This window comes from Rhodospirillales bacterium (assembly GCA_023898785.1).
Lineage (GTDB): Bacteria > Pseudomonadota > Alphaproteobacteria > Micavibrionales > Micavibrionaceae > TMED27.
In genome coordinates, this window is the sequence record CP060239.1 from 937073 (window position 1) to 952610 (window position 15538).

Below are 15538 nucleotides of genomic sequence, written 5' to 3' on the forward strand. Positions count from 1 at the left end.
GCTTCAGTCGAGCAGGCGCATCTGGACGTGTTCGCGGGAGGGAATGCGCAGTGCCAGGCCCGGATCGAGCGCCAACGGGAAAAAGAGGTCGTTGTAGTCGCAGATGATCCACCAGAGCCGGGCGTCACCCAGATAGCGGTGCGCGAGCAGATCCAGACGGTCGCCCTCGACCACGGTGTGCAGGCGGTCGTCGTGTCTGGGGGTGGTGTCGATGCGCTGGCGCATGCCGAGGGAGGTGCCGTCACTGTCCCGGTAGAGAACACTGCGGGCGTATCGGGAATCACGGCCGATCATGAGCGCACCTCCGACCAGTTGATGGAACGGTCCACATATTCTTCGAGGACGATGTCCACCTCGGCCCGTTGCGGCAGCAGGTTGTCCCGGTCGAACAGGCCGAAGAAACGCGCCTTCACCTGCCGGACGATGCAGGTCACGCCCGGGTAGAGATCTCCGAAAATCAGCAGCACACGGTGCGGCGCGTTCTTGAGCATGGTTCCGGCGTGTTCCGGATATTGCAGCGAGCGGAGCCAGTCGACCTTCTGTTTCACCGGCCCCTTGAACAGCTCGACCTTGAAGGCGATCCGGCGCGGTTCCCCGGCGACGTATTGGTAGCGCGGGTGGCTCATGCCAGGGATCTTGATCGTCGCGTAGTCGGTCGACTTCTCGTCGCTGATGGAGTTGGGGTTGTACTGGAATTCGAGCCGCTCCCCCGTGTCGGCGTCCACCAGATATCCCTTGATGGGCTGTTGATCCCAGGCCATTCCTTACACCTCGGCGATCTCGAGGATCGGCTTGCCCAGTTGTCCGGCCCGGTCGAGTTCCCGCCGCATGCCGTTGGAAATGCCGTTGCCGGTGAACGCCCACACCTCGTCGCAACATTCCATGTAACCGTGCCGAAGGTGCGCCAGGACGACCCATCGGTGGCGCTGGCGGCCACGCCGAAGATCTCCACTACCGAAAAGACCGCACTGGCCAGCGCCGCATAGGCACTCATCAGTGTGCGGACGGTCGGTTCGAGGATGGCGCGGATGCGGCCAAAAGCATGGGAAAAAGCGCCCCACAATCCAGCCAGTGCCTCACGAACGCGGTAATAGGCTTTGAAGACGGTGACCACGAAGCCCAGCAGACCGGCGGATTCAAGCTTTTGGGCCAGTTCGGCCGACATCTGCCCGACGCCACCGCTGAGCGAACCCACCAGCTCTCTGATCCCCCGGAACACCAGCGAGACCTTGTTCCAGGCCCCGGTTATGATCTCCTGAATGCCGCCGAAGTTGGTTTCCCAGGCGCGTTTGAGCAGATACACTGACAAGATCACGCCCGCGATGATCGCGGTGACGGGCAAAAAATAGGTCGCGACCGCCGAACCCACTCCGGCGAGCGCGGCGCTGATGGCCACGAAGCCGGCCTTGATGGCGGGAAGCATGAGTCCCACCATGCCCACGGCGGCGGTGACGGCTCCGGCCACGACCAGAATGGTGCCGAGGGCCATGGACAGTCCCAGGACCACCCGGGTCACGCCCGGCATCGATTTGGCCATGCGTTGCAGGAACAGAATGAAGCGGGAGACGCCGTTGATCACCGGCGTGACCACCGGCAGTAGAGTGCGGCCCAGGATTTCGCTGAGGTTGACTTCGGGGAGTCGGCCGGTGCGGTCACCGGCGTCGTAGTTGGGACTGGGCTTGGTGCGCATCACGCGCTGCCAGACCGGCTTGCCGTCCTCGCCGGTTTTCATGTCCAGGTCGCAGAACAGGATCAGGTCCACCAGACCGGTGACCAGCTTCCGCGCCTTTTCCGGCAGTGTCGGCACGATGCGGGTGTGTTTGCCGGTCCGGGTCTCGATGTCCCGCTCCTGGGAGTGGGAAATCAGGATCAGCCCATAGGGCAGGAAGGCGAGCTTGTTGATGACGCGCTGGAACTCGTTGTTGATCAGCGCGTAGCCCTTGCCGTAGCCCAGGTCGGATTCGTGCTCGATCTTGAATTTCTTGCAGACGTAGTCCGAGCACATCTTGTAGGCGTTATCCACCGTGTCGACGACGATGGTCTTGAACTCATGCTTGCCCTCGGCGATCTCGGCGCAGGCCTGCAAGAGGTCGTCCCAGCAGGTGATCGGGGTCTGGAACACCTCCAGGGCGTTCAGGCCCGGCTCGGTCGCCAGGAACAGTGCGTCATCGGCCTTGGAGCACCAAGTGCTCTTGCCGATCTTGCTCGGGCCGTACACCAGGGCGGTGAGGTCCGAGAGCGTGTGTTTGGGTTTGCTTTTGGTCTTGGGAAGCATGGCTTCGTCTCCTTATGGTTGGGATTTCAAAACACCGGAGCGGCGTCTTCACCGGCTCCGTCCCGCAGCTCTTCGTGCGGGGCGATCCGTTGGAAATGGTTTTCGATGACGTTGGGGTTGCCGCCCGAGCGGCAGAGCTGGAAGTAGGCGCAGGGCCTTCCGTACTGGAAGCAGTAGCTGGTGTTGCGGTAGAAGGTGTCGCGCCGACGGGCGTCGAGCATGGCCTTGGAGAGTTCCCACAGCTCCGCCCGCAGTTCCTCGAACTGGTCGCGGGAGATGTAGAGCACCTCGCGGTGGAACATGCCCACCTCGAGGTACTTCTCCTGGAGCCGCTGCTGGAAGGTTTCGTCGTCCTCCGGCAGCTTGCGCTTGGCGCTGCTCTTGCCGGTTTTCGACTTGGCGATCAGCTCCGCCCGGCGGGCCTCGAATTCGGCTTCGGTCTCACCCTTGCCCTGGCGCAGCTTGGCCTTGACCAGGACGTTGTAGATGATGCCGCTGACCGTGATGCCGAGGGTCTGCTCCAGGTACCAGGCGTAGAGGATGATCTGGAAGTCGGTCCACAGCCGCTCCAGGTAACTGGCGTCGATCTGTGAAGCGGTTTTGTGTTCCAGCAGGAAATACTGACCATCTTGACGGACGATGCCGTCCACCTTTCCGGCGAGAATGAAACTGCGCGAGGTCGCGCCTGTCGCCGGGTTGACGATGGGACCTTCGAAGGTCTTTTCGAGCGCGACGACCTCGAATTCTTCGGCCGGGTAGTGTTCCGCATAGGCGCTCATCATGGCTCGGGCGAGATGCCAGTCGGCCTGTTGATGATCGTCCTGCGCCCGGTTCGGATATGTCCGGTCGATGTGGTCGAGGACCTTGGCCAGATCCCGCTCGCCGTGCCAGCACTCCAGGCAGTCGTGAATGACCGAGCCGAAGGCCAGATTGGGGTCACGCTCGAGCGGCACCAGCTCGTCGATGTAGCGCCACTTGCAGGCCATGCGGCAGTTGCGGAACAGCCGCCACATGGAATAGGTGGTGGTCATCAGCTCGCTCATACCGCCACCCCCGCTGTAGCGGCGGCGGGCGCTGCGCGATGCTTGGAGGCGCAGGCGCAGCCCGACGGCTGGGTTCGTTCGATCAGGACCGAGCGTTCGCCGTATTCCTTGGTGGCGAAGCCGGTGAAGATGCGGGCGAGATCACTGCCGACATCGGTGGAGGCGTCGATCACGCAGGTGCGTCGGGCCTTGTCCAAATTGAACCGGCTCTCCATCCGCACACGGGAACGGCCATGCAGGCTTTCGACGGCCAGCATCGCCAGCATGAAAGTGTCTTCCAGTTCCTGGGCCGGGACCGACTCGTCAAAACGGTACTTGTAAGTGTCGTGAGTCATGGTTGAACTCCTCTTTTGTTCAGGTTCTGATTTCCGAGGCCCCGGATAGCCGCACCATGCGGCACGGTGCTTACTTACCGGAGGCGGAGCCGATGCGTCGGAGATCACAGGTAGTCCTCGAGCCCGGCCTCGCGGAACGCGTCCCGCAGCTTGCTCAGCCGGTCGTAGAGGGTGGTTCTGGGAATGCCCATCTCCCGGGCGACCTCGGCCATGGTGCTGTCGTGCAGGCGCACGCACAGATCCCGGAGCTCTTCCGGCAGCGAGGCGATGGCCCGGTCGAGATCCATGCGGATCTCATGGGCGAGACGCTCCCTTGTTTCGCGGTTGCCGCCTCCCAGAGAGCCTTCGCTGTCCAGGAAGTCGATCCGCTCGGTGGTGTCGCCTTCGCCGTTGTCGAGGGGTTCGTTGAGTGAGGTTTGGCAGAGCCGCCAGTCCCGGCATTGGGCGAACCGTGCCTCCAGGATGGTGGAGATGTGACGTTCGACGATCCGGGCCATGAAGGTGGTCTTCTTGGCCTTGGCGGGATTGAAATGCCGCATCCGCTGCAGCAGATCGATCATCAGTTCCTGTTCGAGGTCGGGTCTGTCGTCCTCGGTGAATCCGGCCTTGCCTACGAGTTGACGTGCTTTGTGCCGAATGAGGTCGGCGGCATATTTGTCGATGCCGTTGTAAGAATTCTGAGAAACCATCGGGGCCTCCTCGGAGCGAGGAGGAGGTCCGCGTGGGTGTCGGCACGGGCCAGATCACAGGACAAAGCTGTCGCGTGGGCGAAGGGGTCGCAGGTACGCCGCCAATTGCCGTATTCGGCTCGGCGACACCCACAACAGCCTCCGCCATGCGTCCAGCTTGTTGTCCAGTGTCTAAGGGTTCAGGTCGTTACGTGTTCAGGCTGCCCGTTCCTCGATGCGCATCAGAAACGGGAGACCGTGCTTGATCTCGAGCAGGCAGACTTTTCCGCTGCCCATCTGCGCGAGGTGCTCCAGCAGCGTCACGACCTCTTGCTTGAGAATGAAGTCATCCTGGTCGCGCTCAGGCCGGGGACCGCTTTGTCCGCCCAGCTTGATCTCGCGCTCGATGACCGTGTCAGGGGTGAGTTCCGGCTCGCCGTCGCGGACCGGAATGTTGGTGATGCGGCCGAAGTTGATGTCCTGCATCAGCTCGATGAGTCGCCGCTTCGGTGGGGTGAGATGTGCTTTGTTGACTTGTGCCACTGCCAGTCTCCTTGTTCGGAAGTTCTGGCACGCCCGGTGGCCAACCCTGTGCTGACCAATAAAAAACGCCGGATCGCGCCTTCATTGGGGAAGGCGCTACATCCGGCGTCGCAATGGCTACATTTGGCGTAGCGGAAATTTTTTTTAGTTTTTTCTTCCTGGGTGGTCCCGGGTCATTCGTTGACTATCGGACGGACCTCCCAAACGATCTCCTCTTCGGTCCGGTAGACCGGTTCGTTGCCGCACTTGATGGATTCCTTCAGGTGGGCAGCCAGCGGCTTGTCGTACTTCTCAAGATACTTGATGGCCCGGTTTACGGCGTTCCGGAAGGCGTCACGGACGTTCTTTCGCTTGTCGTTGGATTTCCGGAGTTTGCCACCCAAGCCAACAGCCTCGTTGATCGCTGTGGTCACCTTTGCCATTTCTTCTTCAAGCCGCTGAATCTCGGCATCGTTGTTTTCTGCCCGTGCGTCTTCAATTTCTCGAAGAAGATCGTGAGCCGCCTCCCGGTACTGCTCGATAGCCTTGCGGTCGGCGACGAAGCCGGTATCGCCCAACGGAACCCCCTGGGTGACCTGAAAACCGTCTTCGGTTTCATCAGAGTTCAGAAACGTGTTGCAGGTATTGATGGCGAACCCGCAGACGATCTCATAGACCGAGGTTTCCTTGTTCGGCCTTGCCAGGAGGAAATTGATGTACTCGGCCCCTTTATCAACACCCGTCACGAGCACTTCGGCGTTGCCGTTAAAGCGTGCAGCCCAGACACCCCCGCGCTTCCTGAAGTAGTTGTCCGGCTGATTCTGCTCAACCGGAATGGCGGGGACGGAGATTACCGATCCCGATTCATAGACCGTCCTGAGCAGGCAGTCTCCCGGCAAGGTTCGTTGGCGAATGGCGGTGATGTTACGGCCAACCATGGTGTCCATTGCATCGCAGACCTCCTTGGCGTGGCGCCTGTAAAGATCATAAACCTTTTGTGCCACTCTTCCGGAGTTCCCATTAAGGTAGCGGAAGACCCGACTGACCTCGCTGAATCGGGCGATAAACTGGGTGATGTCGTCCTGCTCGCGTACCCTGGTGAGCACGAAGGGATCATCGACCGGGCGACATGGGACAAGGTTAAGGCCATCCTGGAGGACAACAAACCGGTCAAGGTTTCCATGGCCAGGACCAAAATGGTCGCCCCGCTGAAAGGCGTCATCCGCTGCGGCCACTGCGGATGCGCGATGGGACCGACCTACGCCCGCAAGAACGGCCGCCACTACACCTATTACATCTGCCAGAAAGACAGCAAGCGGACCGTGAGCCGATGCCCGCTCAAGCGGATTCCCGCCGGGGACATCGAGCAGGCCGTGATTGAGCAGTTGAGCGCCGTGTTCCGCACACCGACGCTGGTGGCCAAGACCTACTTCGCGGCCCGGGACATCGAGCAGGCAGAGCGGGAGCGGTTGTTCAAGCAGAAAGCCCAACTCGAGATGGAGCTGTCGCAGGCGCGGGAGCAGGCTCTTGAATTAATGAAACCCGGCAGCGATCAGCCGGGCAAGACCGAGATGCTGACGACGGTCAATCGCCAGGCGGTTGAGCTCTCGAAACAACTGACCCATGTGAGCGAGCGCTGCAGAGCCTACCGGGGGAACAGCATCACGGAACAGGATGTCTCGGAGGCCTTCCAGAATGTCGAGGGCTTCTGGGAAGACCTTTTCCCGGTGGAGCGGAACCGGCTCATCCGCCTCCTGGTGGATAAGGTGGAGATCCGTGAGACCGGAATCGATATGGAGCTGCGCACCAACGGGCTGACAACACTCATCGCCGAGCTGGCTGGTCTGGCATGCGAAGTCACCGAACGGAGGGTAAGCCGATGAAAATGAAGCCGACCATTACCGTTGCCGACAACGGCAACCTGCAGATCCACATCCCGATGATGATCCGGCGCATGCGGGGCCGCAAGACGGTCATCGCTCCCCAGGCCCTGGATGGAGAAATCACCGGAGCGCAGGAACCGGTGCAGTCCGCCATCCTCCAGGCGCTGGGAAGGGCCTTTTCCTGGGCCGACATCCTCGAATCCGGCCAGATCAAGTCCATCAGCGAGCTTGCCCGTACCCTCGACGTCGATGGCTCGTATGTGGCCCGCATTCTCAAGCTGACGACCCTGGCCCCCGACATCGTCGAAGCCCTGATCAACGGCGAGGAACCCAACGGGCTCTCGCTGGCCAAGCTGACCCAGACCTTTCCAGAGGACTGGACCGAACAGCGCCGCCAGTTCGGCTTCGCCACCGACTGACGACCGGACCGGAGACCACCCCAGAGAGCCGACCATCAGCGTCGGCTTTTTTACTTTAGGGGGCAGGAAACCGGAGTTAACCGCGCTTCTTTTCATGGCCGAGGCGGGCGATTTCGAAAAAAACGTCCGGTTGCGGCATCGAACGATGACCTAAGACAACCGCCCAAAATGGCAATCAGCCGCAAACCCATATCAATCAAGGATGTAGCTTTCCGGACGAGCTTCGGACTTGGTCCGGAGAAAACAGAGAATCAGGGGCCAAACAGAGAAAGAAAGGCGGGAGGATGGGGAGAATCGATGGTGCGGAGAGGTGCTTTGGAAAGATGTGAAACGGGCGCAAACCCTTTAGAAACAAGGGGAAAAAGAAAACCCGTCACCCCGGGGAACGACCCCAGAGAGACGGGTTTGTCTTTTCTAAATGGTGGGCCTGGAGGGACTTGAACCCCCGGCATAACCGTTATGAGCGGTCCGCTCTAACCAACTGAGCTACAGGCCCCCATGAATTTTACGTACCCATATACGTACCCAAAGAGGAAAAATGAAGTTTTTAAATAAGACAAAACCCATTGATTTACAACAATTAAATAGCCTTCCCTCTGTCGGCGAAGCTGTCCGTTATGAGCGGACTGCTCTAACCAGCTGAGCTACAGGCCCATGCCTTATTGTAACATGCGATAATTGATTACCAGAGTTCAAAACGGGAGGCTACTGAAAAAAGCCGCCTTTTCGGCCTATGCAAATATTATTACATAATTAAGTCGCGCGCATGCAGAACGGCACCCATTGCACGCTGGTCGTTCTTCACCATGAGAATAGGGTTTCCGCCAGCACTGAGTGATATTTGCGCAACAGTTGCCCGCTCCAGTCTACATAAAGCTGAATTTAGAGCATTGCGCATATCGGCCTGAACAATGTTTTTTACATTTAACAACCCACCTTCGACCGGCGTCTTTACTAAAAGATTAAAGGCACCATGAAGATCATTACATATTAAAAGCTGATGCGGACTGTTTCGCTTATAACGTGGCAAAATATTTATAAACCTTGAATCGCCGCCTTCTTTATTTTGTATATTAAATGCTATTTGCAAGAGTATATCAGATAATCCCGGTTTTTTTGCTCCTGCAGACAGATCATAAAATTTGTCATTATCAAGTTCATCGACCTTTAACGGTGCAAAACTATTTTGCGCCGAAAAAAAATCTGCGACCGATGCCGGCAGCTCTGCGGGCAAAAAAATGGCCTGAGGATCGACGTTATGGTTTGTGGCATCTTTCATGAGCCATATCTCATTGTCAGGAATGGTCCACTGGGCAGCAGGCGTCTGAGTTATAAATTTTGCTGGAATTTCTTTCACGTTGGCTCTTTTTATTTCCCTCAGGTCATCCAGATAATAGGATGGCGCCATGATTGCCTTTTCAACGTCTCTCTTACCTTCAGTATAGGTAAGACATACCGGATTGCCATACTCGTTAAATTCCTTCATGAGTTCTGCTTTATGGCAAAAGCTGCTAATAGAAATGCGAGGAAATGTGCGGGCACCAGACGGCGTGATCAATTCACAGCCCTTTGCCTCTAGCTCTACCCACGGCCAAACAGGAATGCCTATATTTTTACTAAGATCATATGCAATTTCAGGCGACAACCTAACCTGAAGTCGCTCCCATTGACTGGCGATCATCCCCTTGGAAAGAAATACAAACCCCTTACTTGCAATATTATCTATCGTAACAGCTATTACCTTTGAGGCTCTTGCCTTTTCTCCAGTCCAGTCAACAGAAAACCTTTTTTGGAAAGATGTGAAAGCTACTTCTTCCAAATTATTTCGCCCTGCCAATGCTATGCCTGTTGCATAGGGCGCCGCCACGCCAACAGCCCTGCCATCAGAAAAGACTACTTTTAACATACCTTTACGTATATCCTGACGGGCTAAGCCTGAGGCTTCGCTACGAAAATCGTTAAGCGTTGCAATGCCAACACCCTTTATATCCTGGAACACCTGCTCATACATTTTTTATGCCCTTCTATTATAGCTCTCCGGTTTTGTCGGGCAAAATAACATCAGTTATATGAAAAATCAATCTTTTCATAATGTTTATTTTTAGGCGAAAAAATGGGGCTTTTATTCGCACATAAAAGGCAAGAAAAGGCAGAGACTGCAGAATTTTTAAGTATCCAGAAAGCTTCTCAGCTTACGAGAGCGGCTTGGGTGTTTGAGCTTGCGCAGGGCTTTAGCTTCGATCTGGCGGATACGCTCGCGTGTCACGTTAAATTGCTGCCCGACTTCTTCCAATGTATGGTCAGTGTTCATGCCAATGCCAAAACGCATGCGCAAAACACGCTCTTCACGCGGAGTCAACGAGGCCAGAACACGGGTTGTGGTTTCACGCAGATTGGAGTGGATAGCACTATCAATCGGTGCGATAGCGTTTTTATCTTCGATAAAGTCGCCCAGAGAGCTATCCTCCTCATCACCAATAGGGGTTTCAAGAGAGACCGGTTCTTTGGCTATTTTCAAGACCTTACGAACCTTGTCTAAAGGCATATGCAAGCGCTCGGCCAATTCTTCCGGCGTGGGTTCGCGGCCAATTTCGTGCATCATCTGGCGCGAGGTCCGCACGAGTTTATTGATAGTTTCGATCATGTGTACAGGAATGCGGATGGTGCGGGCCTGATCAGCGATGCTGCGCGTGATGGCCTGACGGATCCACCAGGTTGCATAGGTGGAAAATTTGTAGCCGCGCCGGTATTCAAATTTATCAACGGCCTTCATCAGACCGATATTGCCTTCCTGAATAAGATCAAGGAATTGCAGACCGCGGTTTGTGTATTTTTTGGCAATCGAAATCACGAGACGTAAGTTTGCCTCGACCATCTCTTTCTTGGCGCGCGCGGCTTCTTTTTCGCCTTTTTGTACAGTGCCGATAATGCGACGCCATTCCGAGATGGGCAGCATTGCCTCTTCGGAAATCAGCGCGATTTGCTCTCGGATTTTCTCGATTTGCTCTTTATTGTTGCTGGTAAACTTATCCCAACCCTTGCCTTTAAGCTTGGATACGCGGGCAAGCCATTTTGGATCGAGTTCGGAGCCGTAATAGTTTTCCAGGAAATCTTCGCGCTTAACCTTGGCGTCAACAGCCATGCGCATTAATTTACCCTCGACCCCCACCAACTCGCGGTTCATAGAGTAAAGGCGATCCAAAAGCTGCTCAATCCGTGCGTTATTGAGCTGCACTTCGTTCATGTGCTCAACCATTTCCTCTTTGAGTTGATTGTATTTTTTGTTGTCGGCTTCGGCAGGCTCCTTACCATTTTGCAGCGCATCCAGACGAACCTGTTGCACCTTTTGCATTTTCTTATAGGTTTTTTGAATCTGCCCAAACATTTCAAAAACTTGCGGAGCAAGCTCTTCTTCCATTGCGGCCAACGAGATATTTACTTCATCATCGCCATCGCTATCAGAGGATTCGTCATCATTTTCGTCATCGGAATCTTCATCACGGTCTTCAGCGTCCTCGTCAGATTCATCTTCTTCCGGCTCCGCGGTTGCATCTTCCGGAGGTTCATTATAGGTCGCATCAAGGTCAATGACCTCGCGTAGCAAGATATCGCCGTCTTGCAACGCTTTATACCAGGCGATAATCGATTCAATGGCCAGCGGTGATTCGCATATCCCGCCAATCATTAATTCGCGGCCAGCCTCAATGCGTTTGGCAATGGCAATTTCACCTTCGCGGGAAAGCAGTTCGACCGCGCCCATTTCACGCAGATACATGCGCACAGGGTCATCGGTACGGCCCGTATCATCATCGGCGATGTTTCCACCGGCCTCGTGGCCCCTTTGGTTATCATCACCAGATTCCTCAGCGACATCGTCTTCTTTTTCAACAAGCTGGATACCGATGTCCGAAAATGTCGCCATGGCATCATCGACCTGCTCGGAGGAAAACTCAGCAGCGGGGATGGCTTTGTTGATTTCATCATAGGTCAGGAAGCCTTTGTCCTTACCTATTTTGACAAGTTTTTTCACGACATTGGCGAGTGAGCCTTTGCCTTCTGTGTCCTGATTGTCGTCGGTTTGTTTTTCACTCACAGCCAAAGTTCCAAGTCCTTTTAAAGCCACGTTTTTGTTTATCCGGCCTTTGATTAAATCTTAATATTCTTGATTTTTAAAGTGTTTAGATACGATTTTCACGGAATTATACCCGCTATCGCCTCTATTCAGCGTTCTTGATTCGTACCCAATCCCTTAACCTATCCTCTTGTTCCTCATTCGAAGTTTCAAACGCCGTTTTCCATTCAGCGCACACTTCTCCTCTGGTTTCGCGCCCTTGTAGCGCATGGTACAGGTCAAGCCAGTTTTTAACGGCTTCCCCTTGCTCCATGGTTTCAAAAGCGCCGATCCGCGCAAAAGCAGCGTGAACATATACAGATTCGTTTAATATGTCATGCATTTCTTGTTCGAAACCGCAGGAATTCAAATGGGTACTCAAGGACGCTGTGTCAAGAGCGTCGTCGTTGCCTAAAAACACAATAATCTCCTGACGCAGGCGCTCCATCGCGGGATCGTTAATAATAAACTGACCAAACTCCTCTTCCACTTTGTGATAAAGCGCAGGGTTATTGATCATTGAAGCCAACAAGATTCGCTGTGAAAGTACGTTTTTTTTCTGCAAAGGCGGACGCAGGCGTATCGAAGATTTAGGTTTCGGGGCACTGCCCTGAGAGCGCAGGCCGCCTTTATTTTGATAGGGCCGAAAGAATTTTTCCGAAATGCGGGCACGGACCAGTTCGCGGTAATGGCGCTGGACGTTGGCATCACCAATCACGGAGACTTGTTTTTGCAGCGCTTTGGTCAGGCCAGCGCGGGCTTCCGGGGTATCGAGATCACGCCCGGCGGTATGGGTAATCCAGAGGAAATCAAACAAGGAGAGCGAAGCGCTCAGCACGGCTTTGAATCCCCCTGCTCCAGAAGCGCGGAGCAAGCTGTCGGGGTCTTCGCCTTCGGGCAAAAAGGCAAAGCGGGCGCTTTTGCCGGGCTGAAGCAATGGCAAAAGACGCTCACAAGCGCGGCTGGCAGCCTTGCGCCCGGCATTATCGCCGTCAAAGCACAGGATCGGGATCTTATCCTCATCGACCATCATCGACCAGAGGACGAGAATCTGGTCTTCGGTCAAAGCCGTGCCCATCGGCGCAACCGCGCCTTTGAAGCCATATTTGTTACAGGCGATGACATCCATATAACCTTCAGTGACGATCAGTGTATGCCCTTCACGCGCGGCCTGACGAGCCATCGATTCGGCGTAAAGCATACGCCCCTTATCGAACAGGGGCGTATCGGCGGTATTGATATATTTGGGCGGGGTAAAATTTTTGCCTGTTTGTGGGCGCATGGATTCTGGCAGGATGCGCCCGCCAAAGGCAACCACCCTGCCTCGGCGGTCACAGACAGGGAACATCACCCGGTCGCGGAAAAAGATATAAGGTTCTGCGCCGCGATTGGGGTCCTTGAGCAAGCCGACCTCAAGCATTTGCGCGTCGGAAAAACCCTTGGCTCTTAAATATTTGCGCAAAGCCTGACCATCAGCCGGGGCATAGCCAATGCGAAAATTGGCGCGCGTTACCTTATCCATGCCGCGGCCTTCAAGATATTCGAGTATATCTGTATTTTGCGGCTGTATAACCTGATCTTGCATCCATCTCGTGGCTTCATCCATCAGATCGTGCAGCCCCTTGGCTTTTTCGGCCTTTTCAACAGCCATCGGGTCAGGCTTGGGCATTTGCATGCCGGCCTCGGCGCACAGCGTTTCGACCGCGTCGATGAAGGATACATTGTCGTGGGCCATGACAAAACCAATGACATCTCCATGTGCACCGCAGCCAAAGCAATGATAAAATTGCTTGTCGTCATTAATTGTGAAGGACGGTGTTTTTTCATTATGAAACGGGCAGCAGGCTTTGAATTCACGGCCCGCGCGCTGCACAGAAATACGCCGCCCGATCATTTCGGACAGGGTGAGACGATTGCGGAGTTCATCCAAAAAACGTGGAGAAATAGACATGTGTTTCACGTTAGCAGATTATAAATTCAAAAAATATTATATTTGCACTTGCTATATTTCTGGATAATACATATACACTTGTCTATATTTTATTCAGAAAGGGAAGTTTGGAACTATGCCGAAAGTCTTTCAGAAAAATTGTAAGATTACACTCATTCAATACGGCGATTCCTGTCAAAATGCGCTCCATCTAAAAGATATTCAGGCTTATATTTCAAAGACTTTTAAGAGATTTATAAAGTAACCGTCTTCTTTCCCCATTTTAAAATTTTGAATCATATCAATCCCTTATCTATGTAAATTTGCACTGCAGCACTCATTCGTGTATATTCGGTGTTAGCAATATTTAAGAATGAGAGGATGGCGTCATGCCAGAAATATTTTCAACAGGTGCCAAGTTCAAGCTGGTTGAGTATGGTTCAAACCAACAAGGTCTGGTCAGTATCGCATACGTCAAAGACAAGCTGGTTGAACTGCTCCAGCGGATTGCGCAAAAATAACAACACTTAAAAGATAACAGGGCCGCATAATGCAGCCCTTTTCTTTGCAGTACATACCACCGGTTTTAACTTACCCCAGCCTGGCTTTTACAATTGCTCCGGCCTTACCCATATCAATCTGCCCAGCATATTGGGACTTCAAAGCGCCCATAACCTTACCCATATCCTTGATTCCAGTTGCGCCTGTGTCACCGATGATTTTTTCTACCGCTTTGGCAACTTCCTCTTCACCAAGCTGCACCGGCATGAATTTTTGAATCACTTCAATTTCAGCTTCTTCGCGCTCGGCGAGTTCTTCACGGCCTGCGTCACAATATATTTTGCTGGCTTCCTGACGCTGTTTGATCATGCTTTGCAACATCGAGAGAATCTCACTTTCTTCAATTCCATCAGCCTTTCCTTGCCCTCGCGCAGTAATATCACGATCCTTGAGCGCAGCCAGAATCAGACGGATGGTTGACATCGCCGTTTGATCCTTGGCTTTCAATGCATCTTTCAGCGCGGCAGTAAATTCTTCCCTTTTCTCCATTTTATCCTCATCTTTCGTCGTTTTTTGCTTGGCATTCGCCGGTAAATTCTTTAGATACTTTGTTTCTAGCGACACCCAAGCTAGAAAGACAATCTTTTATGACGCAAGTACCTACCCTAAAACAGCCTTCCGAAGCAAGCGCTGTGATTCTTTTTGCTGACGGCACGTCATTTTTCGGACGCGGGTTTGGCGCACAAACCAAAGCAGTCGGCGAGATTTGTTTTAATACTGCAATGACGGGGTATCAGGAAACACTGAGCGACCCCAGCTATGCCGGGCAGATTATCACCTTCACATTCCCTCATATCGGGAATGTCGGCACCAACAATGAAGATTTGGAAAGCCTTAACCCGGCGGCGCGCGGGCTGATTGTGCGTGAGGACGTAACCAATCCTTCGAACTGGCGGGCGCAGAGCCGTCTTGATGAATGGCTTAAGAGCCATAACCTGCCGGGGATCAGTGGTATCGACACACGCGCGCTGACCCGTTATATCCGCGATAATGGTGCGCCGAACAGTGTGCTGGTTCATGATCTGTCGGGCAAATTCGATCTAGAGGCTCTGCATAAAGAAGCTCAGGATTGGCCCGGGCTTGAAGGAATGGATCTGGCGAAAGAGGTGTCTTGCACGCAAAGTTATAGCTGGAAGGAAAAATGCTGGACACTTGAGGAGGGTTATACAGAACAAGATCATCCTGAGTATAAAGTCGTGGCCGTTGATTTTGGAGCCAAGCGCAATATTCTGCGCTGCCTTGCTGATACAGGTTTTGATGTGATGGTTGTTCCCGCAACAAGCACGGCGGAAGAGATTTTAGCACATAAACCGGATGGCGTGTTTCTGTCCAACGGTCCGGGCGATCCGGCGGCGACGGGTGAATATGCCGTGCCGATGATCCGCGCTTTGCTGGACCAAGGAATGCCGATTTTCGGGATTTGTCTGGGCCATCAATTGCTGGCGCTGGCCTTGGGTGCAAAAACCCGCAAGATGCATCTGGGGCACCGCGGGGCGAACCAGCCGGTTAAAGATTTGCTCACCGGCAAGGTCGAGATTACCTCGCAAAATCATGGGTTTGAGGTGATTGCCGAGTCGCTGCCTGAGGGGACAGAACAGAGTCATCTCAGCCTGTTCGACGGCTCGAATGAAGGTTTAAGAGTGAAGGATAAACCTGCTTTTTCGGTGCAATATCACCCCGAGGCGTCGCCGGGGCCACAAGACAGTTATTATTTGTTTGAACGGTTTAAAGAGAATATTCAGAAAGCGAAGGCCGCTTGACAAAAAGCTGGACACGAAAATAAAGTTATGG

At 54.1% G+C, this 15538-nt stretch carries 12 protein-coding genes, 1 tRNA gene and 4 pseudogenes; 3 read left to right on the forward strand and 14 right to left on the reverse strand.

The features are described from left to right. Positions 1-3 precede the first annotated feature (3 nt). The 9 genes and pseudogenes from H6859_04890 to H6859_04930 form a co-directional block, all read right to left on the reverse strand. Complete coding sequence (locus H6859_04890; GenBank protein ID USO06514.1) at positions 4-294, reverse strand: hypothetical protein; 291 nt, start codon at positions 292-294, stop codon at positions 4-6. Further along, a complete protein-coding gene (locus tag H6859_04895; protein ID USO06515.1) occupies positions 291-761 on the reverse strand; it encodes a hypothetical protein in 471 nt (156 codons plus the stop codon). Before H6859_04895 ends, H6859_04890 begins: the two co-directional genes overlap by 4 nt. 125 nt (positions 762-886) lie before the next feature. Beyond that, positions 887-1627 (reverse strand): annotated as a pseudogene (locus tag H6859_04900) (phage tail tape measure protein). Further along, positions 1628-2275, reverse strand: a pseudogene (locus tag H6859_04905) (ATP-binding protein). A gap of 26 nt (positions 2276-2301) precedes the next feature. After that, positions 2302-3318: a PD-(D/E)XK nuclease family protein gene (locus tag H6859_04910; GenBank protein USO06516.1), complete on the reverse strand. Its 1017-nt coding sequence runs from the start codon at positions 3316-3318 to the stop codon at positions 2302-2304. Continuing rightward, positions 3315-3653: a hypothetical protein gene (locus H6859_04915; GenBank protein ID USO06517.1), complete on the reverse strand. Its 339-nt coding sequence runs from the start codon at positions 3651-3653 to the stop codon at positions 3315-3317. Before H6859_04915 ends, H6859_04910 begins: the two co-directional genes overlap by 4 nt. Positions 3654-3757: 104 nt before the next feature. Further along, entirely contained in the window at positions 3758-4342 is a 585-nt protein-coding gene (locus H6859_04920) for a sigma-70 family RNA polymerase sigma factor (protein USO06518.1), read from the reverse strand. 195 nt (positions 4343-4537) lie between these two features. After that, complete coding sequence (locus H6859_04925; GenBank protein ID USO06519.1) at positions 4538-4864, reverse strand: hypothetical protein; 327 nt, start codon at positions 4862-4864, stop codon at positions 4538-4540. Between the two features lie 173 nt (positions 4865-5037). After that, positions 5038-5940: pseudogene (locus H6859_04930) on the reverse strand (hypothetical protein). Here H6859_04930 and H6859_04935 point away from each other — a divergent pair. Continuing rightward, positions 5932-6726, forward strand: a pseudogene (locus H6859_04935) (recombinase zinc beta ribbon domain-containing protein). The pseudogenes H6859_04930 and H6859_04935 overlap by 9 nt on opposite strands. Beyond that, positions 6723-7145: a hypothetical protein gene (locus tag H6859_04940; protein USO06520.1), complete on the forward strand. Its 423-nt coding sequence runs from the start codon at positions 6723-6725 to the stop codon at positions 7143-7145. Before H6859_04935 ends, H6859_04940 begins: the two are co-directional and overlap by 4 nt. Positions 7146-7564: 419 nt before the next feature. Here H6859_04940 and H6859_04945 read toward each other — a convergent pair. From H6859_04945 to H6859_04965, 5 genes are all read right to left on the reverse strand, one after another. Beyond that, positions 7565-7641 (reverse strand) — tRNA-Ile (locus H6859_04945). A gap of 249 nt (positions 7642-7890) precedes the next feature. Further along, complete coding sequence (locus H6859_04950) at positions 7891-9156, reverse strand: hypothetical protein (GenBank protein ID USO06521.1); 1266 nt, start codon at positions 9154-9156, stop codon at positions 7891-7893. Between the two features lie 156 nt (positions 9157-9312). After that, entirely contained in the window at positions 9313-11244 is a 1932-nt protein-coding gene (rpoD, locus tag H6859_04955) for an RNA polymerase sigma factor RpoD (protein USO06697.1), read from the reverse strand. Positions 11245-11362: 118 nt separating this feature from the next. After that, complete coding sequence (locus H6859_04960) at positions 11363-13207, reverse strand: DNA primase (GenBank protein USO06522.1); 1845 nt, start codon at positions 13205-13207, stop codon at positions 11363-11365. A gap of 570 nt (positions 13208-13777) precedes the next feature. Next, a complete protein-coding gene (locus H6859_04965; protein ID USO06523.1) occupies positions 13778-14236 on the reverse strand; it encodes a GatB/YqeY domain-containing protein in 459 nt (152 codons plus the stop codon). 98 nt (positions 14237-14334) lie between these two features. Between H6859_04965 and carA the strand changes: the two genes are divergently transcribed. Then, entirely contained in the window at positions 14335-15507 is a 1173-nt protein-coding gene (gene carA, locus H6859_04970; GenBank protein ID USO06524.1) for a glutamine-hydrolyzing carbamoyl-phosphate synthase small subunit, read from the forward strand. Positions 15508-15538 lie beyond the last annotated feature (31 nt).